The sequence below is a fragment of the Patescibacteria group bacterium genome, from assembly GCA_041665585.1.
Classification (GTDB): Bacteria; Patescibacteriota; Gracilibacteria; order JAHISY01; family JAHISY01; genus JAHISY01.
In genome coordinates this window covers 76085-100797 of the sequence record JBAYIN010000005.1, presented here as the reverse complement: position 1 = coordinate 100797, position 24713 = coordinate 76085, and the positions used below count along the sequence as shown (strand labels likewise).

Here is a 24713-nt window from a genome sequence, read left to right as displayed (position 1 = left end):
GACGGTCTGACTTATCCGCTCGATCTCGATCCGAGTACCTTCGTCCAGACCGACGCTGAAGCGGCGGCGCAGGTCGCTGAAGAAGCGACCGATCCGACTGCGGCGGTCACGACGATTGGTCGCAACATGGTGACGAATGATTTGACGGTTCGCGGCACGCTCACCACGAGCGGCACGAATCTTGCGATTGATACTAATTTACTTTATCTCGATTCGGCGAATAGCCGCGTGGGAATTGGGACGACGAGTCCGACTACCAAGCTTCAAGTCGCCGGTACGGTCTATTCCACCACGGGCGGTTTCAAATTACCTGACGGCACGATTCTCGACTCGGCGGATGATTTGGGCGGGGGAGATATTTCTGACATTTACTTTGACAACACCACGCATATCGACGGTGCTCCCACTATTTACGGTTCTGGCATTATTTATAAAGACGGAGTGCCTTTCTTTCACGATTTTAATTACGGCAACAATGGCACTGTGACGACTGATGGCTACAACATTTTCATAGGTGAGGATGCTGGAAATTTCACGATGGGTGCGACGGCGGAGGAATCACAGGAATCAAGCTACAACATTGGAATAGGCTTTGAGTCACTTACTGCGAATACGACTGGTGATAAGAATGTGGCTATGGGTAGCTTTGCGCTCAAGATGAATGATGAAGGAATCGAGAACACTGCTATAGGGTTTGAAACTCTTAATGTTAACACTTACGGTAGCGAGAATGTTGCTATCGGAAGCTCTGCTCTTCCAAATAATACCGAAGGTGGTGACAATGTCGCTGTGGGAGCTTATGCCCTTTATGACAACACTATCGGTGAATACAATTCTGCTTTTGGGTATGGTGCTGGTTCAAACACTAGTGATTGGGGCGAGAATCAAACTACCAACAATTCTGTTTATATCGGCGCAGAAACACGAGCTTCTGTCGATGGCGTCGAGAATGAAAATGTTTTTGGTTATGCCGCAGTTGGGATTGGCTCGAATACAGTCGTGCTCGGTAATGATGAGATTGTGACGACTGCGCTCAAAGGCGCCGTTGGTATTGGTACGACTGAGCCGACCCAGCCACTTGAAGTCGCTGGCACGATTTACTCGACAACTGGCGGGTTCAAACTTCCTGACGGTACGGTTCTCGACTCGGCTACTGATCTTGGCGGCGGTGAATCGCTTTGGACGGAAAATGAAGATTCCTCAATTTATTATTCACTTGGCAATGTCGGAATTGGTACGACAACACCAGCCTCAGAATTGCACATTAATGATAGTTTAGGTATAGGTCAGATTACTCTTGGCGGGCTTAATGGTGGCTGCCTAATGATTCGCGATACTGATGGTGACGGCTGGACGCAATGTACTACACTTAATGGCACGCTTAGCTGCACATGGGATGACGATGGAATTTGCACATCGCCTACTTAATTTGATTCTTCAGAATGATCTTTCTCAGAAAAGCACTAATTATCGTATTTGCAGCCACTTTTGTTTTACAAAATGTTTTTGCTGCGCTGGTGAGCTTTACTGCCGCCGTTCAGCTTGATCTGCTCGACCCGGAGAGTCCGATTTATATTCTGAGCGGATCCAGCGCTGACGAGCTTACTTTTAGTGCTGATTATGATGCGGCGATTATTCAGATTCCAGCTGGCAGTACTTTCAAATTAGGCGCGTCGAGCACGCGGTATCTCAGCGTCGCTCCGACCAGTGCGACGACGACACTGACTTTTCGTGATAGTTCGATTAACTCCACTGGCTATATTCAGGACTGGACTTTGGAGTCTTCCGCTGCCACCCAAGTCAGCTTGGCGGTACATGTCGCGGAGGCTAATAAGTATTACAAAATTTATGTCAACAACGAGGAGCTTGGTGACTATTATTCAGATAATAATCGCTTGTTGACACTTACTGATTCACTAAACGGTACAAAATTTTATAGTTTCATGGAAATTAATTTGCCTTATGGCTCAAGCGGAGAGAACGAGCCTACCGATGAAATTTTATCTTTACCTGAAGCTGGTGCACCGGCAAGCGTAGTCAATGCTCGTGGGACGCTTGGTGCTTCGGGCGGCGTCACGCTGGCGCCGACGACGGGACAAGTCACTCAGACCTTCAAGCTCTACGATTCGAAAAACATGGCGCTCACGGTTGAAATTTTTAAAGACACTAAAGTCACATCCGCAAATGGCAATGTGTTTTCCAGCGTTATCATCAAACCAAAAACTCTTCCCGCAATAGAAGTCCAGAATAGTTTCAGTAGTGGTAGTTCTGGCAATAAGGTATATGCGGCGATTACTGTTGACACAGCTGGTCAAAATGTTTTTTTCGACAAGCTCGCCAAAATTTCGATTCCAATCGATATTTCCAAAGTGGCTAATCCTGAAAAACTGAAAGTTTTTTATTACGATAAAAATGAAAATAAATACAAATTAGCCGGTGACGGCGGCAAGCTTTCGGCAGATAAAAAAACTTTTAATGTCGAAGTTAATCACCTCACTCTTTTCGCGGTGATTGAGTCAGACGCGACAGAGATTGGCATGATTAATTCCGATGCTCAAATTTACGCTGAAATCGAGACTATGCATGGCGCGGCTGGGCAATTTGCTGATGTGGCTTCGGCTGAATGGTTCGCGCCCTTCGTCGCCGAGTTGGCTTCTCTTGAAATAATCTCAGGTTATCCGGATGGTAATTTCCTGCCGGGAGCGCAAATCAATCGTGCGGAAATCGTGAAAATCGCCGCGACCGCTTTCGATATTCCGACAGACTCTGCGACCACGACCGAGTCATTCTCAGATGTTGCTCAGAACCAGTGGTTTACGCCCTTCGTGGCAGCGGCGAAAACGGCAGGGGTGGTGAGTGGTGATGGTAATAATCTTTTCCGTCCGGGCGATCCAGTGAACCGCGCTGAAGCGCTCAAAATTCTGCTGCTCGCGAGCGGACTAGAGTTGCCGCAAAAAGTCAGTGTTTCGAAATTTCCTGATGTTGCCTACAATCAATGGTTCACGCGTTTTGTAAATTTCGCGGAAGTAAACGGCATCGTGAATGGATTTGCCGACGGGAAATTCCGTCCGGGTGCGTTCATGAATCGCGCTGAGGCAGCGAAGGTCGTTTCGCTACTGCTTGAGCTAAAAGCAAAATCCACCGCAGCTGTCGTGTCTCCCGCCAAGCTTTCCTTCTGGGAAAAGCTTTCGCCCAAAAATCTTTTCGGGAATCTCCTCAGCGTATTTGACCCGCACTTCTAAACCCAGAAATTGGTCGTTAAGTCATTGAGTCATTGAGTCTTTGAGTCGTTAGGTTGGAGGGTCATTGGTCATTAAGTTCGGAGGGTTTTTTTTGAGTCAGTTATTTATTGGATTTTCTAAAATCCAGCCGATGTAAAGCGGTGGGTTGACAACAGGCGCGGATAAACCCAGGCAAAAAACCAAAACGCTAGAAATTCCAGGACTTACGGTAGAAACGCCCTGATGGGCGTTTCTAATAAAAATTATTGCGTAAATTACAAGACTTGAAATTTAAAATTTTAAATTTCGGATGTTTTGAAATTTTAAATTCGGCCTTCAATCTTGTTCTAAAATTTAAGCTTTAAAATCCCTACATTTTTAGGACTTCAATTTTTCTGAGTTTCTAGATTCAGGATTTACAGGCTTGCCGGGATCAGCTCGTCCGCATTCTCGGTCACTGTTGGAATCGGGAGTGGTTCGAAATCTGTAATGGCAGGAGTAGGGGTTGGGATCTCATCTGTCGGCGCGCTCTCTGGAGTCTCTGTGATTGTCGCTGGAGTTTCGGTTGGCGTAGTCGCTTCTGAATTTTCGATGGCGGCAGGAGTGATCGGTTCGGTTTTTACCACGACAGGTTCAGCATTTGCATTAGTCTGGATGACGATCTCGGTCGCTCCTGCAGGTGCCGCATCGAGAATATTCGCGCTTAGATTGCTTGCGTCAGCATTAAAACTTTGTAACTTCTGCCAAATATCATGAGTAAAATCTGCCTCTGTCATGTTGGTAAATTCAGCCACCGTCAAATTATCAAATGTGTGATCTAAATTTTTCACGAAGGCAATTTGTTTTTCGATTGCTGCAATTTTGGATTGGAAACTGTCAATCATGCGGCGAATCGATTTGAAGTGAATCGTTTGATAGCTCATACCAAAGATTCTGTTGCCAGCGATGAAAACACTCGCAGCCATTTTGTCATTTTCGCCCCACATCCAATAATAAGAATCAGGTCCGAAGACTGACGGTCGCAAATTCGTCACGCCGACGCGACTGCGGAGCAGTTGGCGCAATTCGTTGTAATTTTTGCTGTCAGTATATTCAAGCTCAAAAACTTTGAAGAAAACTTCACCGGCTGGATTGAGGACAGTTGTTTCTAAAATTGTTTCGCCGTGTGGTGCGACAACGAAGTTTAAAAATTGATTGACTTCTTGTTGTTGGCTAATCACATATGAGAATTTTTTGACTTCGTTTGTAAAGATATTCGTTCGGCCCAAGAAGCTGCTCGTCGCGTCACCGGCATCTTGGACGACCGTGAATAGCGGATGGTTTTCCAGTACGCATTTCCAAAAAGTCGTCTGACCGTCGGCGACGGCAAATTGATATTTTGCTCCGGGGATAATGGCTGTTGAGCTGATTCTTCCGGCTTTGACCGCTGCTGCAATCGGATCGATGAATTCCAGGTCGAGCGCATTCGTACCGCTCAAGACTTTGTCGAGGTTTTCTACTTCGACGAAAATATCTACATTCGGTTGCGCGGCAGTGGTTTGTTCACAGGCACCGATTTTCGTCGTGATTGAATAATTATCAAAATTAGTCGCGCTCGCGGATCCCAGATTCGCATCGATTTTCGGGCTTAGGCTGGAATTTTTTCCATTCGCGAAAACGCCGCCGACCAGGATTGCCAGTCCAATCGCGCTAATCGCGATTTTGAGAAAGCGTTCAGGTTTTTTGATTTGCATTTTTGTGTTATTAAATCCGGTAATTCTAGCATTTTTAGGCTTTTCTTTCAATCAGGCTGACTTGCCGAAAAACAGAATTTTGTTTAAATAAAATTGAGCTTCGCGGGATTTGCTAAAATCATTCCGTGCAAATTTTTATTTATACAGTCTACGGTTTGCTGCTTACAGCGTTTTTGGTTTTTGCGGGTTTCGCCGTCAATCACGCTTTCAATTATTCTTACATTTCGCCGCGCGTCAGAATAATTTCCTGGATTTTTATGCTTGTATCCGGATTTCTGATTTTAATTTCGCTTTATCTCTTGCTCCAATTTCAACTTTTTTAATTTTCCCAAAATGCCTTCCAAAAAGATCGTGCTCGCTTATTCGGGCGGGCTGGACACGACTGTCATCGCCCATTTTTTAATCCAAAATGGTTTCGAAGTGATTGGTTTTCTCGCGGACCTTGGTCAAAAAGTCGAGGATCTTTCCGTGATTCGCGAACGCGCCAAGAAGACAGGCATCAAGAAATTTGTTGCGCAGAATTTACAAAAAGAATTCCTCAGGGACTTCATCCTGCCTTTACAGTGGGCAGCAGCAAAATACGAAAACTACTATTTACTCGGCACTTCCGTCGCTCGGCCTTTGATCGCGAAAGCGCAGGTCGCCGTCGCACAAAAAGAAGGCGCGCAATTTCTCTCGCACGGCGCGACAGGTAAAGGCAACGACCAAGTGCGTTTCGAGCTGACCTACCACGCGCTCGATCCCAAGCTTCAGACTTACATTCCGTGGCGTGAAAAGGCCTTTTACAAAATACTCGGTGGGCGTCAAGAAATGATTGCTTACGCGCAGAAAAATAATTTGCCAATCAAAGCTTCGAAATCGAAGCCGTGGAGCTCGGATGAAAACATGCTGCACATTTCCTACGAGGCGGGGATTCTCGAAAATCCGAATCGCGTGCCGCCGGCAGAAATGTTTGAGCTGACTGTCTCGCCCGAAAAAGCACCGGACAAAACAACTCAAATTGAGCTCGAATTTTCGCAAGGCGTGCCGACCAAATTGAATGGCAAGAAAATGGACGCGCTCGCAATTTTCCAAAAATTAAATGAGCTCGGCGGACAGAATGGCATCGGTCGCGTCGATCTCGTCGAGAATCGCTTCATCGGCATGAAGAGTCGCGGAGTGTACGAGACACCGGGCGGGACGATTCTCTTCATTGCGCTGCGCGCCGTCGAGAGTCTGACGATTCCCAAAGATGAGCTGCACGCGCGTGATCGCATTTCCGCTGAATACGCTGAGCTGGTCTATAACGGCTTTTGGTTTTCGCGCCGTCGTCAGACACTCGCGAAGCAGGTTGATAAATTGCGCCAGAAAGTGACAGGCAAAGTGAAACTCGGACTTTACAAAGGCAATGTCACGATTCTCGGGCGCGAAGCCGCGAAGACTTTGTATGACGAGAAAATCGTCACTTTCGAGACGGACGGAATTTACGAGCCGGAGAAAGCGACGCGTTTCATCCGCGCGAATTTCAAGAACTTGTAATTTGGAAAAAATTTATCTGAAAGATGCCGAAGAAATACTTCTTCAACTTAGGGGAATGTTAAACGCAGCATCTTCATCTTACAATATTTATGAAGTTCTTAAATCTAAGGAGCTTAAAAATGACCAGGTTTTTAAGTCTCTTGAAAGATTTTTTAAGTCAACAGTAGCAGCGCATTTCAACTATTGCGTTTTACAGTTGGCTAAATTTTTTGACACTAGCCCGGATGTTGTTTCTATTTGTTCAATAAAAAGCATCGACCATAAAATTACAAAAAGAAAGTATAATCCTGATGAAACAAGACTCATAGAGCAACTTCGTAATATTAGAGACAGTTATGTTGCTCACGAGCTGAAAAGAAAAAAGGAGAGTGATCTTACAAATGGCGACTTAGCAAAAATACTTGAGATTGCAGAAAAAGATATGAATCATTTTTATTCAAAGCTGATTTTGCAATTTTCAGAATTGGATCATATGCGCAGCAGTCTTTTTGCCAAGATTAATGCTGGTGGCGAAGCAGAAGCACTTTTCGATATTATTGCTGATTATGAAAAATCAGACAGAGCCAAAGAAATAGCTGAAAACATAAAACAAGAAAATGAAAAACTGAGGATTAAATATAGTAAAAAATTCACAGGGAAACGGATGATTATTCAAAAATTGCCTGCGAATTTCAAGAATTTATAATTTTTTCGGCTAAAATTAGGTGGTGGAGAAACACTTCGCCGCACTGAATTCGCTTGAAAAAATCACACCGCTGCGTTTCGGACGGCTTTTGCAGTTTTTCGAAAATGACGCGGAAAGAATCTGGAAAGGTTCGCGGCACGACTGGCAAAGGGCGGGGCTGGAATTTAAGGCAGTTTCTGAGATTTTCAGCGAGAAAGAAAAAATTGATCCGGATGAAATTTTTGCCAAATTACAAAAAGTCGGTGCGCAAGTTTTGCCGATCACTTCGGAGAAGTATCCGAAATTGTTGCGTGAAATTTTTGACCCGCCGCCAGTTTTATTAGTCCGCGGAGAATTCCCGACTCCAGCCGATGACTTCGCAATCGCGGTCGTCGGCTCACGCATTCTCACGAATTACGGTCGGCAGGCGACGCACGAAATTGCGCGCGATCTCGCAGTCGCCGGTATTTCAATCGTTTCCGGACTCGCGCTCGGTGCGGATGCGACGGCACACGCGGCGGCGCTCGAGGTCGGTGGTCGGACGGTCGCGGTGCTCGGCAATGGCATCGAGGCGATTTATCCACCGCGCAACAAAAATCTCGGCGAAGAAATTTTGCGTAAAGGTGGCGCGATTATTTCTGAATTTCCCATCGGTACGCCGCCGAATGCCTATAATTTCCCACTGCGTAATCGCATCATCGCAGGACTGGCGCGCGGCACCGTCGTCACCGAAGGTCGCGAAAAGTCGGGGAGTCTCATTACTGCGTCACTGGCGAATGAATTTGGGCGTGAAGTTTTCGCTGTGCCGGGCTCGATTTTTTCCGAGAATTCAGTTGGCGCGATTCAGCTGATTCAGCGAGGTGAGGCGCAGCCGATTACTTCGGCGGCGGATGTACTCGACACTTTGGAATTGCGCGACTTACCCGAGAAAATCAAAATGCGCGAGATCATCGCTGATTCGGCGGAAGAAACTGTGCTCTTGAAAATTCTGCAAAAAACGGCGCGCCACGCCGACGAGATTTCGCGCGAGTCGGGGATGACCGCGAGCGAGGCTTCGGCGATTCTCTCGCTACTCGAGATGAAAGGTCTCGCGAAAAATCTCGGTGGGATGAATTGGGTCCGCGTCTGAACATGGAACATTCAGCATGGAACATGGAACAAATTAAATTTGAATTCTGCTAAAATTCAGGAAATGCTTAATTTAAGTAATTTTCCCGTCACTGTCGAAGTGAGTTCGCTCGCCGGGAGCGATGTCTCGGCGATTGTCGCTGAGGCGAAAAATTTACGCGCCGATGCGCTCAATATCCCCGACGGCATTCTCGGGCGACTCACGATTGATCCGATTGTTTTGGCTTTTCGCATTCGTGAGGCGACGGGGATTCCGACGATTGCACATCTGACTTGTCGTGATTCGACCAAGCTTGGCTTGGCGCAAAAAATTTTGGGTGCGGCGAATCTCGGAGTTGACGGAATTCTCGCGCTCTCAGGCGATGCCGGCGCGAAGAATGTTTTCGAAATTCGGGCGCCTGGTTTGACTGAGTTGATTCGCGATTTGAATTCCGGCGAATTTCTCGGTAAGCCAATCAAATCACCGACTGTTTTGAAAATAGCGGTCGCCGCGAATCCAAATGTGGATGGTCAGATTGAATATTTGAAAGAGAAAGAAGCGGCGGGGGCGCACTTCGTGCAGACACAGCCGGTTTTCGATTTCGCGACCGCGGAAAAATTTCTCGATGGCGTGAAGCAGGCGGGGATTCAGATTCCGATTTTGCTCGGCATCATGCCGCTCAAAAGTTTGAAAGTCGCCGAGTATTTCAATTCCAAAGTGCACGGCGTGACGATTCCGCAAGCTGTTTTGGCGCAATTAGCCGCCGACGAAAATTGTGGCGCAGAGCTAGCGATTGAACTTTTGGCAAAATTAAAAGACCGTCTCGACGGCGTGCACATCATGCCACTCGGTCGCACAGATTCTGCCAACCAGATTTTTGATTTTCTGAAGGGATAGTTTAAAATCATGACCTCGTCGCGGGGTGGAGCAGTGGTAGCTCGTCGGGCTCATAACCCGAAGGTCGTGGGTTCAATTCCCACCCCCGCAACCAAAAAATCTCGATAAAAATTTTTCAATCGGATGGACCGGCGATGATGAATCGCGGGGTTATATTTCGTCGGAAAATTACGATGTCAGCCGGGCCTCGGCGAGAAGAGGAGGAAGGGGTGGGTGGAAGATTTAAATTTGGAAGCAAGAGTTCATTTTTGATTAGATGCAGATTCTTTTTTTCTACAATCAATCAGAAAAATTTCACGATTATCAACACTTTTTTTAAGTACACTTAACACTTTTTGTATCGCTTCTAAATCTTGATTTGAAAAAAAGAAAATAACTTTTATTACATGTTTAAGATTAGAATCATCCTGATAAACTTTCCCTTGGTTTAATAAATTTTGTTTTAGTTTGCTATTAGAGGCTAATTTAAACTCTATTCCAATTTTTTCATTTATCCCAAACGAGACAATAAAATCTATTGGACCTCTTCCATTATTAACTTCTGAATTATAATCAAAGAGTGATCCGTAAGTTGCATTCTTAAACATCAATTGCAACTGCTTTTCTTGTAACGATTTCTCTTTAAGGTATAAAGAATTACTATTCGATTCCAGTGTTTGTTTGAAAAATAAAATTCTCTGGATGCAGTCATCAATAACCGTAATTTTCCCAAATTTCCTTTTTCTTAATTCTCTTTTGATGTTCGCAACATCTAAATACAAATCGACGTTTTCGGCATCCAACAAATTATTTTCTAATGCCTTGTCTTCTTCTGACTCTTTATATCTTATGTAGTAGTCAACAATCGCAGGGAACTCTCGCATCGTCTTTTGCAAAGCCCCCTTCCTGCTTTTTTTAGAAAAATCTTTTTCTTGTCCATGTTTAGTAATTTTAATATTCAGTTGATCATTAAAATATTTATTTATTTTTGCCCTAATTTCGTCATTTTCAATAGAGGCGAAAATGCTCGTATCGTTTTTCAGAAAATCGTTTCTTGAAATCCAAGTATCATACTTTGCAATTATGTCTTTCGGCACCAAAAGAACGAATTGTTCTTTTCCATTTCTTGTAATGTAAGGCAGAATGAATTTACTTCCTTTCCAAATTTGATTTTCAAAATCAAATGATACCTTGGGGACTGCAAATTCTTTTAGAAGACTTTTGTCGATATGTTTTTGTGCAAATTTTTCTGTGTATCGTAAAAAAAACTCTTTTATCAAGTTGATCGTAAAATCACTTATCTTGTCAACACCTATGCCTTCTTCAATCAGACAAAGCTTCTCGAGATGTTGAGATTTTGTTATTCCTTCTTTTTCTTTGCCGAAATTAGAAAAAATTTTATTTAAATTTCTATACAAAGAATCTGCAAATACTTTGGAATTACCTAAGCCGGCATTACCAATGGCAGAGTACCCTAGCCAAACCTCTTTTACCTCAGGAAATTTATAATAGTGTTTAAAAATACCATCTTCTAAATCCAATGAGTCACTCTTTTGCGATAAATCCCTTAAAAATTTTAAATATTCAATAATAAAGTCATGAAGATTTTTATATTCCGGATTTGCGAAAATAAGAAACGGATCGACAAAAGCCGGATTATCACATACAAGCGATATGTCTAACGCTCCATAACTTTCCACTATAGAATGATCGACATTGAAAATCTCCGAAAAATAAGTTTTATCTAAATTGCTCATATTTAAAAAATAAATTTAAGAATTTAAAACCACTTTCCGTTCCTCCTCACTCAACCCATACAACTCAAAAACCAGCTCATCAATCTGCCGATCCGTCGCGGCAATCTGCCGAGACAGCGACTCGCGGTCGTGCGGGAGCGTGAGAGCGGGAAGTTTTTTCTGGAGCGCGAGCATCTGCTCCACGAGAGCGACAACACGATCGTGTTGGGATTTTGAAGAGGTCGGAATTGGAATTTGAGAAGAAAATTGTTTTTTAAATTGGAGATAGCCACCGCTCACGCGAATATCGCCAAACTCTTTCTCAAAGAAATATTCAGCCGCTTTTGAATTAATCACTCCGAGAATATATTTGAGCGGAAGCTCGCAATCAGATTTTTTCTTTAAAACATAAGCCTTGTTCAACGAAAAATAATTCTCGTCATCAAAGACTGCAGATGGTCTCAACGCAATCTCGCGCAAAAATAATTTTTCTCCCTCAAAGTGAGATTTGTCGATTAAATTTGCATATTCCTTTTTACTTTTATTCGGAGTGACCGAATAATCAACCCACAAGCCAGCCCATTTTATCGTGTAGCGATTGCAATCTTGACCTCGTAATAACTTAAAACAATTTGCATTTCTTTTGTTATCGCAAATCAGTTTTTCGCGAATATTACCCGTGTGAACCGCCTCTTTGATTGTGCAAACATCGCCAAGGCTTAATTCAGCTTTTTTCATTCGCTGAATCACAATATCCTCTTTTTTAAAACCAAAAACTTGAAGTAAATCAAAATTGTCACCGCATTTTTTTGCGCTTCGTCCTTGCTGCAAAACAAAAACAATCGGATAAACACTCACACCACCAAAGATATCTTTTTTCGAGTGATCTTGAAAATCAATTAGTTTAGAGTTTTCACAAATAAACTTTCTTAATTCAAAACCATATTGAGCTACTAAAAACTTATTTGGAGTGATGAAAGAAACTAAACCGTTTGGTTTAACTAAACCCAAAGATTTTTCGATAAAAACAGCGTAAATGTCGTACTGATTTTTTGCCGTCGAATAATTAGCTTCGAAATACATTTTTTGTTCGACTGGTAATTCTCTCGCTCTGATATACGGCGGATTCCCAATCACCGCATCAAAGCCACCTTGCGCAAACACCTCCGGAAATCCCGCCTCCCAATCAAACGCATTCACCTTCATCCGCCCCACATCATCTTCTGCAAACAAACTCGCCACGTGAAAGTCCGTGCCAATTAGCGAGTTGCCGCATTGGATATTGCGCGAGAGATCCGGCAAAACCCGCTCGTGGAAAAGCGACGGCTGAACCTCACCCTCGAGAGTTTTGAGAAGTAGAGACAACTTCGTCACCTCCACCGCGTTCGCATCGATATCCACCCCGTAAATATTATTCAACAAAATCCTTTTCCGCTCCGCGATTGTCAGATATTTCTTACCCTTCACGGAATACAATTTGTCGGCATAAGTTTTCAGATGTTTCGTGTAGTACTCCAAATGCCAGTCGAGCAAATACTGATACGCGCCGATGAGAAAAGAACCCGAGCCGCACGCAGGATCGACGATTTTTAATTCCGCAATCTGCTTTGGCGTTTTGCTTTCACATAATTTTCCCACCGTATTCTGTACGATGTAATCCACGATGTATTCCGGCGTGTAATACACTCCGCCCGCTTTGCGCACCTCCGGTTTTTCCTCCACCTTCGCGCGGTGACCGTCCGTGAGTCGGATCACTTTGCCGAGGAATTGCTCGTACACTTGCCCGAGGATGTCCGCTGGCATCACGGAGAATTCGTATTCGCTCCGCGGGAAATAGAGTTCGTTGATGATTTTTTTCAAAATCCCGTCGTCGATTTGTAATTTCGGCGTGATCGTATCGATTCCCTCGGTTACGCCCGGCTCCGCTCGGAAATGAAAAAGTCCCGAGTTGTACTTTTCGTCCGCTTTGGTGAAATGCTTTTTCAGCTCCGCGTAAGTACCATCGCGCTCGGCAATTCTTTGGAGTGTGCCTTCATTTTCGATATTCCGATCTTCCGCGATGCGGAGGAAGATGATTCGGTCGATTATTTTTGTCACCGCGAAATTCAGCTCGTCCTGCGAAAGCTCCGGATTGCGCACCGCGAGATGTCGCGCGAGTTCGTCGCGCCAGCTTTCGATCGTGTGTAGGAAATCATCGTTCACTGCCACTACGCCTTTTTTCTTCCCCGCGCCGATGAATGCGTCCAGCTTGCCGGCGTGTACGGCTTCCCGCGAAAAGAGTCCCGCAATCTCCTCCCACCGTTCCGCGTATTCTTCGAAAGTACAATAAAAAAGCCGCGCCACACTCGCTTTGTCGCCTGCCTTCGGCTTCACCCGACAATCGTAAACCGCGAACTCCTCAAAATCCGTGAGAATCGAAACCCCGAGCTTTGCCGACCAGCCGTAGCGCCGGACTTGGTACGCCGGACCAATGCCACCCAGAATATCCACCGACGGCTTTTTCGCTTCGACGAAAAATTTCGTCTTCCCATCCACGCGAAAAGAGTAATCCGGCGCGCGTTTGTGCTCCGTCCGACCTTCGCGCGTCTCGATACTTTGTTCGAGATCCACTTCCATTTCGCGCCCGATTTTGCCCGCGTTGTTTGTCACATCCCACCCCAGCTCCACGAAAAACTTGTCGAGAAACTGCTGGCGCAAAACCGTTTCCACCATTTTGTGATTTTTGGCTTCGCGAAAGTGCGCGACGAGTTCGAGAATCTTTCGACTACACTTAGGACGTGTTTTTTGAGGTGCTGGCATTTCGCTCATTTTACCCGCTTTAGCCTTTTTAATTGTGAAAAATTTTACACAATAAAAAAGCCTCAAGTTTCAAACAGTATTTTCAGTATCAGATGAGAGCTTAGAGTAAAAAATAAAACATTACTGTATTAATCTCCTATAAATTAAGTTACCTTAACTTATAATCTGTCTATTACTTCTCTCTAAACACCAAGCCCGTTTAGAGCGAGTTAATAGTGACCATAAACCTTTGGGAAAGTTTATAACCAGACTTATTACTACTATGTGAAGCTTAAGGCACAATCGGCGATAATCGATTATTTTTAGATCATCACCACTTGCGCCTCAAGATTCCGTAATTTCAAAGAGCATTTCTTAGTAACGGTTCGCATATATTATACATTATTTTGACTCCAAAATCAAATTTATATTTAGCCTAAATTATCTTTTCGCGAGGATTTTTTCGAGCTCGCTGAGTTTCTCGACGCGCACCAATTTGGCTCGCAAAATTTTCGCGCCGGGTTCGCCGCGCACATAATTCGCGGAGAATTTGCGCATCTCGAGCATGCCGCGTTGCTCACCTTTTTCTTGAATCATCAATTGGGCGTGGCGCAAAATCGTCGGAATTTTACCTGCCAAAGTTTTCGGCGTGCGCGAGATTTTGCCGGCGAGTCGATTCTCAATTTCCCGAAAAATCCAGGGATTCGTGACGGCGGCGCGACCGATCATCAGTCCATCGAGATTGCCGAGCTGCGCGAAAAATTTGTCCGCCGAATCGATGTCACCATTTCCCAGCACCGGAATTTTCAGAATTTTTTTTACGCGATAAATTGGCGCGAAATCCGCTTCACCGCGGTACATTTGTTTTGCCGTCCGGCCGTGAATCGTGAGCAGCTGCGCGCCAGAGTCTTCGACCATTTTGGCGAAGCTTTCCAAATTTGCAGCATCCGCGATACCGAGGCGCATTTTCACACTCGTCGGAATTTTGACCGAGTGCGCGACTGCGGAAATTATTTCGCTCGCGAGTTTCGGATTTTTGAGCAACGCCGAGCCGTGGTCGGAATTCACGACTTTCTTCGCAGGGCAGCCGAAATTCAGATCGACGCCGACCGCGCCGATCGACTCGACGAATTTCGCGGCTTCGATGAAGCTCTCCGGTCGTTTCCCGAAAATCTGCGCGACGAAAGGCTGTTCTTTTTTCGCGAAAGACAGCATTTGCTTCGACCTCTGCGAATCGAATTTCAGCGCATCAGCCGAGACGAATTCGCTCCAGAGAATTACATTTTTCGAAAAACTGCGAATGAGCTGCCGAAAAGCCGAGTCGGTGTAACCCGCCATCGGCGCGAGCGCGAGAATCGGACGCGGAAATTTTTCCCAATTCAGCATTCCGAAATTTTAGCGCGACTTAGTTTAAAATACTTTCCGTTCGAATTGTTTGCTGGCTGCGCTGGTTCGACAGCTAGAACACTTATAACAATTAGAACATTTTGAACAATTCCACTGAATTACTCGCGCCTGCGGGCGATCTCGAAAAATTGCGCACAGCGCTCGCTTTCGGAGCGGATGCGGTCTATCTCGGCACGCCGGATTTTTCGTTGCGAGTCGGCGAAAATAAATTTGGCATTTCCGAAATTCGGCAGGCCATCAAAATTTGCCGCGCGGCGAAAAAGAAAATTTACCTCACGACCAACACCTTTCCGCGCGATTCCGAATTTAAAAAATTGGAAAATTTTCTCGCCAAACTACAAGCGACGCCGCCGAATGCTTTCATTTTTTCCGACCTCGGCGTGCTCGCAACTTTGCAAAAATTTTTTCCCAAAGTCGCGAAACATCTATCAGTACAGGCGAATTCAGTTAATTCACGCACTGTTCAGATGTGGCGAAAACTCGGCGTTTCACGCGTGATTCTCGCGCGCGAGCTGTCTTTCGCCGAGACGAAAAAAATCGTGGCGGCGAATCCGAAGATGGAATTCGAAGTTTTCGTGCACGGTGCGATTTGCATGTCTTACTCGGGTCGCTGCCTACTTTCCAACTTTCTCGCCGGACGCGACGCGAATCGCGGGCAGTGCGCGCAGCCGTGCCGTTGGCAGTATTCGCTTGTTGAGGAAAAACGCCCGGGCGAATTTTTTCCCATCGAGGAAGATGCGCAGGGGAGTTATATTTTGAATTCGCGCGATCTCGCTTTGATTGAAAAAATTCCGCAGCTCGCGAAGCTTGGTATTTGCTCGTTTAAAATTGAAGGTCGCAATAAATCGCTCGGTTATCTCGCGACGATTACACGCGCCTACCGTCAGGCGCTCGATGATTGCACCGCTGGTCGGAAATTTGATCCGAGCTTGTGGCGCGAAATTCGGACGACGGGCAACCGCGATTTTACGCTCGGATTTTTCGACGGCACGCTGCAAAATCTGCAAAATTTCGAACGATCCGCGGCGGAAAATCCCCAAAATTTTCTTGGCTTGGTGGAAAAAAGTTTACAGGGCAGAATTCTGCTGATGCCAAAAAATCACTTCAAAAAAGGTGCTAAAATTGAGGCAATGCCGCCGGGTGGCGCGATTCAAAAATTCCAAATCACAAAAATTTTCGACGAAAAACTGACCGAAATCTCTGAGGCGCACGGTGGTCAGCGTTCGAAAGTTTGGCTCGAGATTTCCGCGGAATTACCAAAATTCACCCTCTTGCGAAAATGCTGAACCCGAAAATTATCGTGCCACTGCGACCAGTGTCGGTCGCTGATTTCGAGCGGCAAATTCTCGATGCGCAGGACCCGGCTGATTTGATCGAGATTTGGCTCGACAAAATCAAAGCGCTCGATGAATCCAAAATTCAGAAAATTCTGGCAGCGGTGCAGAAGCCGACCATCGTCAACTTGAAAACACGAAAAGACGGCGGACTATCGCGACTTGGTGATAAGAAGCGCGTCGAATTGCTCAAGCTTGCCGCGGCGGCGGGTGCGACTTTCGTCGATCTCGCGCTCGACACGCCGGTCGCGCTCGTGCGTGATTTCCAGAAAAATTCCAGCAAGACGAAATTAATTCTGTCATTTCATGATTTCGCCAAAATGCCGAAGATCGAACAGCTGCGTAAATTGGCTGAAAAAGCCGCCAAAATGAAGGCTGATGTGATTAAGCTAGTCGGCACCGCCAAATCGTTCGACGACTGCTCGCCGATTTTCCAAATTTCCTGGGAGCTGGCGAAACGCAAAAAACAATTTCTCACCATCGCGATGGGTGAGCCGGGTGAGCCGACGCGCGTGATTACGCCGCTCATCGGCGGACTCGGGATGTTCGCGCCGCTCGACAAAAAACACGCGACGGCGGCAGGACAACTCACCGCCGCAGAGCTGCGCGATTGGTGGAAAGTCTTTGAATAAGAACTAAGAATTAAGAATTAAGAATTAAGAACTAAGGAGTAAGGAGTAAGGAGTAAGGAGTAAGGAGTAAGGAGTAAGGAGTAAGGAGTAAGGAATTACTACTTCAATTTAGGGTTCCAAAAAATATCCTTACAGCTCTTTCAGGCTCTTTATTATCTTTATGTTCCTTCGGGATATTCCTTCGAAAATTAAACCGCGAGTCGGACAAATTTCTCTACCTTCGCGGAATTTTCTGCCAAGAATTGCTCGACGGTTTTCGACGAATCTTTCACGAAAGACTGTTTTAGCAGGCTTTTTTCTTCGCGGAATTTACGCAGCTTGCCCGCCAAAATCTTTTCAATCATCTCAGCCGGTTTGCCTTCTTTCGCGAGAATTTCTTTTTGGATCTCAGTTTCTTTGGCAACCTCCTCGGTCGCGACTTCGTCCGGCGAAATTACACTCGGATTCATCGCGGCGATTTGCATCGCGATGTCGCTCAAGATCTCCGACTTACCTGAGCCGGCGACTAGCACACCGATTTTTTTATTCGAATGGAGATAGCTTGCGACCGTCGCGGCCTCGACGATTTGAACTTCGCCGATTTTGATATTCTCGCCATTCTTCTGAATCGCGGCTGTAATTTTCTCTTTACCGGAATTCACGACATCTGCCCCAGCGAGCGCGTCTGCCGCGAGTGCATCAGCGAGCGCGATGAATTCGGAGTTCTTCGCGACGAAATCAGTCTCGCAAAAAAGTTGGAGCGCGACCGCTTTCTTTTCGTCAGCCGAAATTTTGATCGCGACGACACCTTCACAAACCGAACGCTCGGCGCGTTTCGCCGCGTCCGATTCGCCAGCTTTGCGTAGAATATCGCGCGCTTTTTCGAGGTCACCATCTGACTCCTCGAGTGCTTTTTTGCATTTCAGCATGGCGATGCCAGTCGCATCGCGGAGCTCTTTCACGAGAGCGGCAGTGATTTCAGCCATTTTGAAAAATAATTAAAAAAATAAAACTTATCTTAGCGAATCAATTCGCGCTAGGAGTGTTGGCAGCCGGCGGATTTTGTGGCGGCATCTTCTCTCTCAGCTTCAAAGAAAGATCATAAACGACCGGAATTTTGAACCAATCGCCCTTGTAGGCGAACAAGAAACCGCCGATGAATTCGATGACCATCAGGAAGGAAATGAATCCGGCGAGACCCAGGAAACCGCCAAAAATTAATAAAAACAAAAATCCGAGGAAGACTACGACTGCCTGCCAAGCGTGATGTTGCGCAAATTCCGAATCGCGGCGGGTGATGAGTGGCAGAAAAGCGAGGAAAGAAATGTAGCCGATGGCTGCGAAAATTTTCTCCTCAGGGTCGAGAGGCGTGACGCCATCCGGACGGAAGCCGGTTTTATTTTTCGGCGTGCTGTTCGCGACACTAGTCGCAGGAGTTGTCGGCGCGTAGTTTTGCGGAGCGAATTCGCTCTCGGGTTTTTCCGGTTTGTCGCCTGGGCGACTTGGCGCACCGACGATAATTTCTTCTTCCGGCATCTCAATTTCGGCGGCCGGTTCGAAAGTTGGTTCTATCAGGGCTTCAGCCACTGGTGTTTCCACTGGTTTGGCTGGAGTTTCCACGACGGGCTCTGTCTCGACGACTGGAATCTGAAAGCTCCCATGATCTTCGACTGGCGCAGCAGGAGTTGGGTTTGGCACATTTGAGTTATAAATCGGTTCGGCTAGCTGTGACTCGATTGGCTCAGTCGGGATTTCTATCGGCGCGACTGGAATTTTTTCAGCAGGAGCTGGAATCGGCGCGTCTGGATTATAAATCGGCTCGACTAGATGTGGTTCGACCGGCGGATTCGGATCTGCGGGGTTGCGATTTTCGTCGTTCATTTTCGGGTGGTTAATTACAGAGAAATTTTAAATTATTTCTCGGCAACTGTCTTAGTTTTCACTTCTGCCGGTTTTTTCTGTCCGCGCTCGATTGCGTCGTGGACTTCGTTCAAGATCAATTGAATCGCTTTCACAGCATCGTCATTCGCTGGAATCGGGTAGTCGACGAAATCCGGATCAGCATTCGAATCACAAACAGCGACGACCGGGATGCCACATTTCTTGGCTTCACGGACGGCGAGTTTGTCGCGGACGGTGTCGAGCACGAAGACGACATCCGGTTTCTTTTCCAGAGTTTCGATACCGGAGAGCCAGCTCTCGAGTTTCTCGATTTGCTTCAATTTCTGCGTGCGTTCCTTTTTCAAATAGCGTGAGAAAGCAGTCTCGTCGCGTTCTCTTTTGAGGTCGCGCAGTTGGCGGATTCTTTCTTTCGTCGTCTGCCAATTGGTGAGCAAGCCGCCGAACCACTTGACTGTGACATAAGGGCAGGCGAGTGCGAGTGCGAGATCGGGGAGACTTTCGAGTGTCTGCTGCTTCGTCGAAACGAGCAAAATCACTTTCTTTTCACTGGCTGATTTTTCGAGAAAATTCATCGCCGCGGTAAGTCCGGCTGCGGTTTTTTCGAGGTCGAAGATGTGCATGCCGTTTTTCGAGCCGAACAAAAACGGCGCCATTTTCGGATTCCACTTGGCAGTTTTGTGACCGAAGTGGAGACCAGCCGCGAGTAAGCGGCGGAGATCGTCAGTGTTATTCATCCTTGGGGGGTTAAATTTTTTTGCGGGTTCGCTTCGGGAGGAGTGACCCGATCCGCCGCAAAAGTGCCGAGATTTTACGGGAAAAGTTTTTTTTACGCAAATTATGATTTACCTTTCTTGCCTTCTAAATTAAGAGTAAGAACTATCTTCGCCATTGTTCTGAAAAATTTTTTATTTTTCAATAATTTCATCGTTGATTCCCTCGCGACCAGTTTTGCCAAATCTTTTTGTATCCCGCTTAGAACTAGGAGCACATTATTGGGTTCGCCTTGTTGGCTATCAGCATGAATCCTTTTGAGCTCTTGATTAATTTTGGAGTTCAAAGAATGGGCTAATTCCGAAAGATTCGGGAAGCTTAATTCTTTTGCCTCTATTTTTCTTTTAATCTCGGCAAGTTGCTGTTCAGCTGCTTGAATGGTTATCGTGATATTTTCTGGAATTTGATCTTCTCCGCTCGCTTCTTTTTCAATGGTTGCTTTTTTAAGCATTTTTTAAAGTTATAAGTCTTCGATTTTAAAACGAGAATCTTGATTCGTCAAAAAAATTCGAGAAGCTTTCTTATCCTCGAGATTTAGGCTAAAATTTTCGGGCTTTAATTTCAATCAAATGGGAATGTTCGGACAAGCGCGTGACATGTACAAGCTGCAAAAACAGGCAAAGCAGATTAAAAAAGAGCTCGCGAACATCCATGTCGAAGCCGAGACGGACGGAGTTTTTGTCACGGTGAATGGCGAGATGGAAATGATTTCCACCAAAATTCCGGATGTCATGAAGACGCCAGAAAACGCCGAAAAATTGGAAGCGGCGCTCGTTTCAGCCGGAAACAAGGCAATCAAAAAAGCGCAGGAAATCGCAGCGGAAAAAATGAAAGGCGTGATGGCGGACATGCAGGGCATGCTGGGTGGCGGCGCTGCTCCGCAAGATTAATTTTTTCTGATGCAATTTAAATTTAAAAAAATTCTGACGCAGCTAGTCGGAATTGCTCTCACTTTACTGGTTGCGCTTTTCGTCTATCGCCAGTTCGTCTATTATCCGGCGCTGCTCGCCAGACCGAGCGTGAATCAGGCGACGGTTGATTTCGTGATTGAAACTGGTGAAAGCTTGAAAAGTGTCACGACGCGGCTCGCGGAAATTGGCGTGGTCGACGAGGCTTGGGCGCTCACGAAATACCTCGCGCAAAATCAGCTCGATACCAAAGTCGAAGCCGGACATTTCACATTTCACGGCGGAGAGACGATTCCCGAAGTCGCGGAAATTTTGCAAGCTGGTGAAGTCGCGCAAGTTTCGCTCACGATTTTGGAAGGCTGGAATTCCGCTGAGATTGACGCGAAATTAGTCGAGCTCGGTTTGATTCAGCCGGGCGAATTTTCGAATTTCGTGCGCTCGGGCGGTGCGGAAATCGAACCGTCGAGCATGCTCTCTGGTCGGACGGTCGCGAGTCTCGAGGGTTATCTTTTTCCGGCGACTTACAAAATCGATCCGGATAATTTCTCCGTCGAGGATCTCGTCGCACGGATGCTGACTGCGATGGAAAATAATTTACATGAGCTTGGTTTCGATGCGGCGAACTCGAAATACTCGCTGCACGAAATTCTCACGATGGCTTCGATCGTCGAGCTAGAAGAAAATTCTGAAGCGAATCGCGCGAAGGTTGCCGATATTCTCTGGCGGCGTATCGAAAGCGGCATGGGACTTTACGCCGACTCGACACTTTTTTACATTCTCGGTCATCGTGAAAACTTATTCACGGTAGATTTCGAGCTTGATTCGCCCTACAACACGCGCATCAATCGCGGGCTGCCGCCGACACCAATCTGCTCACCGAGCCGCTCAGCCATCGCGGCGGCACTACATCCTGAGTCAAATGAATACTGGTACTATCTGCACGACGCCGATGGCGAGATTCACTTCGCGCGGACACTCGAAGAGCACAATGAAAATAAGGCTGAATTCATAGGGAACTAAACACTTTGTAGATTTAAATCTACAAAATTTCTTTTTGTCTCATGGCGTAAAGGCAACTTACGATTTATTAAAATTAGCTAGGACTTTCTCAAATTTTTCACAGTTGAACTTATAAATACCGACTACACTTACTTCGCCATCATCAAATGTGAAAATATCTACTCTGTCAAAGATGGACAAAGGAAAATCATTTAAGTCCATTGTTGCAAGTAGTAATTTATTTTCGTACTTTTTTAAGGTTGCTCCTATTACGCAATCCAAAAAAGAAATTTGTTTTAAGGGTATGCCTTTATGTGTGTAAAGTTGGGATAGAGTAATTGCATCAAGGTAAATATCTTTAGAGATTGGCATTGAAAAATCCTCAGTTCTAAAGATATTTAGCGCCTTCTCAATTTCTTCCTTGGTGCTTTTACGATTCGCACCGCGTAGAAATTCAAACTTAACTGCATCGCAAATAGCGATAGTTAAGCCTTTTAGATTGCAATAATTTAAAAATTTCTCAAAAAACTTTTGACTGGATGCTCCTCGAATTACGATATTAGTGTCTACAAGAATATCTTTCATCTTCTTCTTTCATCTTCTTGAGTAATTCCGAAGCATATGATTCCATTTTTTTGGCTGCTTCTAAAAGAGCCTTAACATCATTTGCCGGGACACTGCTTTTTTTTCGAGATGGCTCAAGAACTTTATTCATTCTGGTTAAATTTTAGCAGATAATTTTTTTTACCAAAACTTCAAATCGCCGATTTTCCCGAGGAGGAAATCAAAATTGCCCGAGATGCCATTGACTAAGCCCCAGATTTTCCAGAGCAAAACCAAAGTCAAAATCGAAGCGACGATTTTCGCGAAATTCAAAATTACAAATTTCGCTCCGCTGCCCCAAGGATTGCGATGACCCTGTTGCTCGATTTTTTGCAGGACTTTCAAAACTTCGTCGAGCTTCTTTTCGACTGGATTTTCAGGTGCGTCATTCATCGTAGCGAATTAATTGAACTTGTCGTAATCGTGCATGATCAGCTGCGCGTTGATCTGACGAATCAATTCCAGCACGACACCGACGACGATGATGAGACCTGCGCCGGAGATCAAGAGCGGCACGGAGCCGAAAGATTGGCTGGCGAAAAATTTCGTGAGAATGATTGGCAGCACTGCGACGAAGCCGAGGAAGAGTCCACCCCAGAGATTGAGCCGACTCGAGACACCGCCGAGATATTCGGCAGTCTCGCGACCCGGGCGAATGCCAGGGATGAAGCCACCGCGTTTCTGGATATTCTCAGCAATTTTCTTCGGATCGAAAGTAATCGAAACATAGAAATAAGTGAACGCGATGATGAAAAACAAATATAAAACGATGTACAAAAGTCCCGGAGCTGAGCCATTCAAATGTGTGAGGACAAAATTGGAAACAGTTTTGACAGTCACATTTGCGGAGTTTTGTAGGAATTGCGCGATGATGGTCGGGAAGGTGACGAGCGAGACCGAGAAGATGATCGGAATCATGCCGGCTTGATTGATGCGGATTGGGAGCGCGGATTGGGCGCCGCGGCTGCCCGCACGGCTGCCGTAATTTACCGGAATCTGGCGCGCACCTTCTGTCACGAGTACGACGAAGATCGTGAGTGCGACGGTGACGGCGAGGAGGATCACGAAAGGAATTAATTTCGATTGGTCGAATTGAGCGATGCCGAGTGTCTGTCCGAGGACGGATGGAATACCGGAGACAATCGACGCGAAAATCAAAACCGAAATACCATTGCCGATACCTTTTTCCGTCATCATTTCACCCAGCCACATGAGGAAAATCGTACCGGCGGAAATCGTGAGCATGATCGGGAGAATCACCATCGGATTGGAAATACCCGGAATGAGCGTGCCGCCCGCGGATTTATTCAAAAGTAAAATCATGCCGTAGCTTTGTAAAAAAGCCAGCGGAAAAGCGAGCCAGCGCGTGTAGGAATTAATTTTGTTGCGTCCCTGTTCGCCCTCCTTCGATAACTCTTCAAGTTGTGGAATGACGACGGTCATGAGCTGCACGATAATCGAAGCATTGATGTATGGTGTAAGTCCCATCAGCACGATCGAGAAATTTTTCAAACTTCCGCCGGTGAGCATCGAGAAGACGCCGAGCAATTCATTTTGCTTGAAAATCCCTTCGAGCGCAGCGCGGTCGATGCCGGGGACAGTGATATGCGAAATGACGCGATACAGTACGAGCGCAAAAACAGTGAAAAGAATTTTCTTGCGCAGATCGGGGGCTTGAAAAATTCTCTTGAAGTAATTCATTACAAAAAATTATTTTTTGGAATCTTCCGCTTTTCTGACCTTCTTTTCAACTACTTTTTTCACCGGAAGCTGGATTGTGCCACCGGCCGCTTCGATGGCTTTTTTGGCAGAAGCCGAGACGGCGTCCACGAAGCAAGTTAATTTTTTAGTCAGCTTACCGAAACCGAGTAGTTTGATTGGTTTATTCTTGAAGCGAATCAGCCCAGCTTCTTTCAAAGTTTCGCGTGAGATTTTGTCAATCGTGAGTTTTTCGAGCGAGGAAGTATTGACTGGCTGAAATTCGACACGATTGATATTGCGAAAGCCACCGAGTTTCGGCATGCGGCGGATGATTGAAGTTTGTCCGCCTTCGAAGGCTGCAGAAAATTTCGAGCTGCCGCCGACGCGTTTTTGCTGACCTTTCACGCCGCGACCGGCGAAGCGGTCACCGATACCGAGTCGTTTGCTGCGATGAGTCGAACCTTTTTTCGGGTGAAGAGTGTGTTGTTGCATTAGGAAAAATTAAGCCCGCGGATTTTAAACAAAAAGGTATTTAAGCGCAAATCGAAAAAGAAATTTGCAGCGAAATAAAAAACTGTCTAAAATCCAGTCTTAATTAATTTTTAGGACATGATTGACGATTGTACTAGGGTTCCAAGAGAAATAATTTATGCTTGTAGTGAGATAACGGATTTAGTTAAAGGTTTAAACCCGAAAACACGAAGAGCGGTAAAACGCATTTTTGATCGCGGCGATGATGCTTTGCTTGCTATTGATTCGCTTGCAAAAAAAATAGGAAGCAAATTCCGTGATACGGAAGAAGCAGCGAAACTTGTTTCGCTTAGAAAGAAATTGCTCTTTTAG

The 24713-nt window shown here is 45.8% G+C and carries 25 protein-coding genes and 1 tRNA gene; 13 read left to right on the top strand and 13 right to left on the bottom strand.

What is annotated here, in order from left to right:
- The coding region (locus WCV72_04245) for a hypothetical protein (GenBank protein ID MFA6458565.1) at window positions 1-1428 on the top strand (1428 nt) is incomplete at its 5' end.
- 14 nt (window positions 1429-1442) lie between these two features.
- Window positions 1443-3242, top strand: a complete 1800-nt coding sequence (locus WCV72_04240) for an S-layer homology domain-containing protein (protein ID MFA6458564.1) — start codon at window positions 1443-1445, stop codon at window positions 3240-3242.
- Between the two features lie 395 nt (window positions 3243-3637).
- On the opposite strand, the gene WCV72_04235 is transcribed toward WCV72_04240, so the two are convergent.
- On the bottom strand, window positions 3638-4954 hold the full coding sequence (locus tag WCV72_04235) for a hypothetical protein (protein ID MFA6458563.1): 1317 nt from the start codon (window positions 4952-4954) through the stop codon (window positions 3638-3640).
- A 125-nt stretch (window positions 4955-5079) separates the two neighbouring features.
- Between WCV72_04235 and WCV72_04230 the strand changes: the two genes are divergently transcribed.
- From WCV72_04230 to WCV72_04205, 6 genes are all read left to right on the top strand, one after another.
- Complete coding sequence (locus tag WCV72_04230) at window positions 5080-5277, top strand: hypothetical protein (protein ID MFA6458562.1); 198 nt, start codon at window positions 5080-5082, stop codon at window positions 5275-5277.
- Window positions 5278-5287: 10 nt separating this feature from the next.
- The gene (locus WCV72_04225; GenBank protein MFA6458561.1) at window positions 5288-6472 is read left to right on the top strand and encodes an argininosuccinate synthase; all 1185 of its coding nucleotides are present in this window, start codon (window positions 5288-5290) and stop codon (window positions 6470-6472) included.
- A 1-nt stretch (window position 6473) separates the two neighbouring features.
- The gene (locus WCV72_04220) at window positions 6474-7157 is read left to right on the top strand and encodes a hypothetical protein (GenBank protein ID MFA6458560.1); all 684 of its coding nucleotides are present in this window, start codon (window positions 6474-6476) and stop codon (window positions 7155-7157) included.
- 22 nt (window positions 7158-7179) lie between these two features.
- Window positions 7180-8265, top strand: coding sequence for a DNA-processing protein DprA (dprA, locus tag WCV72_04215; protein ID MFA6458559.1), 1086 nt, complete (start codon window positions 7180-7182; stop codon window positions 8263-8265).
- A gap of 63 nt (window positions 8266-8328) precedes the next feature.
- Entirely contained in the window at window positions 8329-9141 is an 813-nt protein-coding gene (locus tag WCV72_04210; GenBank protein MFA6458558.1) for a methylenetetrahydrofolate reductase, read from the top strand.
- A gap of 19 nt (window positions 9142-9160) precedes the next feature.
- A tRNA-Met gene (locus tag WCV72_04205) sits at window positions 9161-9235 on the top strand.
- A gap of 148 nt (window positions 9236-9383) precedes the next feature.
- On the opposite strand, the gene WCV72_04200 is transcribed toward WCV72_04205, so the two are convergent.
- The 3 genes from WCV72_04200 to dusB form a co-directional block, all read right to left on the bottom strand.
- Window positions 9384-10877, bottom strand: a complete 1494-nt coding sequence (locus tag WCV72_04200) for a hypothetical protein (GenBank protein ID MFA6458557.1) — start codon at window positions 10875-10877, stop codon at window positions 9384-9386.
- 15 nt (window positions 10878-10892) lie between these two features.
- Window positions 10893-13655 carry a TaqI-like C-terminal specificity domain-containing protein gene (locus tag WCV72_04195; GenBank protein MFA6458556.1) on the bottom strand — a complete coding sequence of 921 codons (2763 nt, stop codon included), beginning with the start codon at window positions 13653-13655 and terminating at the stop codon, window positions 10893-10895.
- A gap of 420 nt (window positions 13656-14075) precedes the next feature.
- On the bottom strand, window positions 14076-15020 hold the full coding sequence (gene dusB / locus WCV72_04190) for a tRNA dihydrouridine synthase DusB (protein MFA6458555.1): 945 nt from the start codon (window positions 15018-15020) through the stop codon (window positions 14076-14078).
- A gap of 101 nt (window positions 15021-15121) precedes the next feature.
- On the opposite strand from dusB, the gene WCV72_04185 reads away from it, so the two are divergent.
- Together WCV72_04185 and WCV72_04180 are read left to right on the top strand one after the other, a co-directional pair.
- Window positions 15122-16327, top strand: a complete 1206-nt coding sequence (locus WCV72_04185) for a U32 family peptidase C-terminal domain-containing protein (protein MFA6458554.1) — start codon at window positions 15122-15124, stop codon at window positions 16325-16327.
- Complete coding sequence (locus WCV72_04180) at window positions 16321-17007, top strand: type I 3-dehydroquinate dehydratase (GenBank protein MFA6458553.1); 687 nt, start codon at window positions 16321-16323, stop codon at window positions 17005-17007. The genes WCV72_04185 and WCV72_04180 overlap by 7 nt, the downstream gene beginning before the upstream one ends.
- 188 nt (window positions 17008-17195) lie before the next feature.
- Here the strand turns inward: WCV72_04180 and tsf are convergent, their stop codons facing one another.
- The 4 genes from tsf to WCV72_04160 all read right to left on the bottom strand — a co-directional run bounded on the left by tsf (window position 17196) and on the right by WCV72_04160 (window position 20110).
- Window positions 17196-17972 (bottom strand): translation elongation factor Ts, encoded by a 777-nt coding sequence (gene tsf, locus WCV72_04175; GenBank protein MFA6458552.1) that lies wholly within the window; start codon window positions 17970-17972, stop codon window positions 17196-17198.
- 40 nt (window positions 17973-18012) lie between these two features.
- On the bottom strand, window positions 18013-18867 hold the full coding sequence (locus WCV72_04170; GenBank protein ID MFA6458551.1) for a hypothetical protein: 855 nt from the start codon (window positions 18865-18867) through the stop codon (window positions 18013-18015).
- A gap of 32 nt (window positions 18868-18899) precedes the next feature.
- Window positions 18900-19622 (bottom strand): 30S ribosomal protein S2, encoded by a 723-nt coding sequence (gene rpsB / locus WCV72_04165; protein ID MFA6458550.1) that lies wholly within the window; start codon window positions 19620-19622, stop codon window positions 18900-18902.
- 101 nt (window positions 19623-19723) lie between these two features.
- The gene (locus WCV72_04160; protein ID MFA6458549.1) at window positions 19724-20110 is read right to left on the bottom strand and encodes a hypothetical protein; all 387 of its coding nucleotides are present in this window, start codon (window positions 20108-20110) and stop codon (window positions 19724-19726) included.
- A gap of 118 nt (window positions 20111-20228) precedes the next feature.
- Here WCV72_04160 and WCV72_04155 point away from each other — a divergent pair, with 118 nt between their 5' ends.
- Window positions 20229-20549, top strand: a complete 321-nt coding sequence (locus WCV72_04155) for a YbaB/EbfC family nucleoid-associated protein (GenBank protein ID MFA6458548.1) — start codon at window positions 20229-20231, stop codon at window positions 20547-20549.
- Window positions 20550-20558: 9 nt separating this feature from the next.
- Window positions 20559-21587 (top strand): endolytic transglycosylase MltG, encoded by a 1029-nt coding sequence (gene mltG, locus WCV72_04150; GenBank protein ID MFA6458547.1) that lies wholly within the window; start codon window positions 20559-20561, stop codon window positions 21585-21587.
- Between the two features lie 57 nt (window positions 21588-21644).
- Here mltG and WCV72_04145 read toward each other — a convergent pair whose 3' ends face one another.
- From WCV72_04145 to rplO, 5 genes are read right to left on the bottom strand one after another with little or no spacing between them, the layout of a single operon-like run.
- On the bottom strand, window positions 21645-22151 hold the full coding sequence (locus WCV72_04145) for a type II toxin-antitoxin system VapC family toxin (protein ID MFA6458546.1): 507 nt from the start codon (window positions 22149-22151) through the stop codon (window positions 21645-21647).
- The gene (locus WCV72_04140; protein MFA6458545.1) at window positions 22126-22281 is read right to left on the bottom strand and encodes a hypothetical protein; all 156 of its coding nucleotides are present in this window, start codon (window positions 22279-22281) and stop codon (window positions 22126-22128) included. The genes WCV72_04145 and WCV72_04140 overlap by 26 nt, the downstream gene beginning before the upstream one ends.
- A 29-nt stretch (window positions 22282-22310) precedes the next feature.
- Window positions 22311-22562, bottom strand: a complete 252-nt coding sequence (locus tag WCV72_04135; protein MFA6458544.1) for a hypothetical protein — start codon at window positions 22560-22562, stop codon at window positions 22311-22313.
- 9 nt (window positions 22563-22571) lie between these two features.
- The gene (gene secY / locus WCV72_04130; GenBank protein ID MFA6458543.1) at window positions 22572-23870 is read right to left on the bottom strand and encodes a preprotein translocase subunit SecY; all 1299 of its coding nucleotides are present in this window, start codon (window positions 23868-23870) and stop codon (window positions 22572-22574) included.
- A 9-nt stretch (window positions 23871-23879) separates the two neighbouring features.
- Complete coding sequence (rplO, locus tag WCV72_04125) at window positions 23880-24362, bottom strand: 50S ribosomal protein L15 (GenBank protein MFA6458542.1); 483 nt, start codon at window positions 24360-24362, stop codon at window positions 23880-23882.
- Window positions 24363-24479: 117 nt separating this feature from the next.
- Between rplO and WCV72_04120 the strand changes: the two genes are divergently transcribed.
- The gene (locus WCV72_04120; GenBank protein MFA6458541.1) at window positions 24480-24713 is read left to right on the top strand and encodes a hypothetical protein; all 234 of its coding nucleotides are present in this window, start codon (window positions 24480-24482) and stop codon (window positions 24711-24713) included.

What these genes read in the sequence shown, in the direction of transcription:
- WCV72_04240 (MFA6458564.1), top strand. Translation starts at nt 1,443, where the DNA reads ATGATCTTTCTCAGAAAAGCACTAATTATCGTATTTGCAGCCACTTTT.
- WCV72_04235 (MFA6458563.1), bottom strand. Translation starts at nt 4,954, where the DNA reads ATGCAAATCAAAAAACCTGAACGCTTTCTCAAAATCGCGATTAGCGCG.
- WCV72_04225 (MFA6458561.1), top strand. Translation starts at nt 5,288, where the DNA reads ATGCCTTCCAAAAAGATCGTGCTCGCTTATTCGGGCGGGCTGGACACG.
- WCV72_04210 (MFA6458558.1), top strand. Translation starts at nt 8,329, where the DNA reads ATGCTTAATTTAAGTAATTTTCCCGTCACTGTCGAAGTGAGTTCGCTC.
- WCV72_04200 (MFA6458557.1), bottom strand. Translation starts at nt 10,877, where the DNA reads ATGAGCAATTTAGATAAAACTTATTTTTCGGAGATTTTCAATGTCGAT.
- WCV72_04195 (MFA6458556.1), bottom strand. Translation starts at nt 13,655, where the DNA reads ATGCCAGCACCTCAAAAAACACGTCCTAAGTGTAGTCGAAAGATTCTC.
- dusB (MFA6458555.1), bottom strand. Translation starts at nt 15,020, where the DNA reads ATGCTGAATTGGGAAAAATTTCCGCGTCCGATTCTCGCGCTCGCGCCG.
- WCV72_04180 (MFA6458553.1), top strand. Translation starts at nt 16,321, where the DNA reads ATGCTGAACCCGAAAATTATCGTGCCACTGCGACCAGTGTCGGTCGCT.
- tsf (MFA6458552.1), bottom strand. Translation starts at nt 17,972, where the DNA reads ATGGCTGAAATCACTGCCGCTCTCGTGAAAGAGCTCCGCGATGCGACT.
- WCV72_04170 (MFA6458551.1), bottom strand. Translation starts at nt 18,867, where the DNA reads ATGAACGACGAAAATCGCAACCCCGCAGATCCGAATCCGCCGGTCGAA.
- rpsB (MFA6458550.1), bottom strand. Translation starts at nt 19,622, where the DNA reads ATGAATAACACTGACGATCTCCGCCGCTTACTCGCGGCTGGTCTCCAC.
- WCV72_04160 (MFA6458549.1), bottom strand. Translation starts at nt 20,110, where the DNA reads ATGCTTAAAAAAGCAACCATTGAAAAAGAAGCGAGCGGAGAAGATCAA.
- WCV72_04155 (MFA6458548.1), top strand. Translation starts at nt 20,229, where the DNA reads ATGGGAATGTTCGGACAAGCGCGTGACATGTACAAGCTGCAAAAACAG.
- mltG (MFA6458547.1), top strand. Translation starts at nt 20,559, where the DNA reads ATGCAATTTAAATTTAAAAAAATTCTGACGCAGCTAGTCGGAATTGCT.
- WCV72_04145 (MFA6458546.1), bottom strand. Translation starts at nt 22,151, where the DNA reads ATGAAAGATATTCTTGTAGACACTAATATCGTAATTCGAGGAGCATCC.
- WCV72_04140 (MFA6458545.1), bottom strand. Translation starts at nt 22,281, where the DNA reads ATGAATAAAGTTCTTGAGCCATCTCGAAAAAAAAGCAGTGTCCCGGCA.
- WCV72_04135 (MFA6458544.1), bottom strand. Translation starts at nt 22,562, where the DNA reads ATGAATGACGCACCTGAAAATCCAGTCGAAAAGAAGCTCGACGAAGTT.
- secY (MFA6458543.1), bottom strand. Translation starts at nt 23,870, where the DNA reads ATGAATTACTTCAAGAGAATTTTTCAAGCCCCCGATCTGCGCAAGAAA.
- rplO (MFA6458542.1), bottom strand. Translation starts at nt 24,362, where the DNA reads ATGCAACAACACACTCTTCACCCGAAAAAAGGTTCGACTCATCGCAGC.
- WCV72_04120 (MFA6458541.1), top strand. Translation starts at nt 24,480, where the DNA reads ATGATTGACGATTGTACTAGGGTTCCAAGAGAAATAATTTATGCTTGT.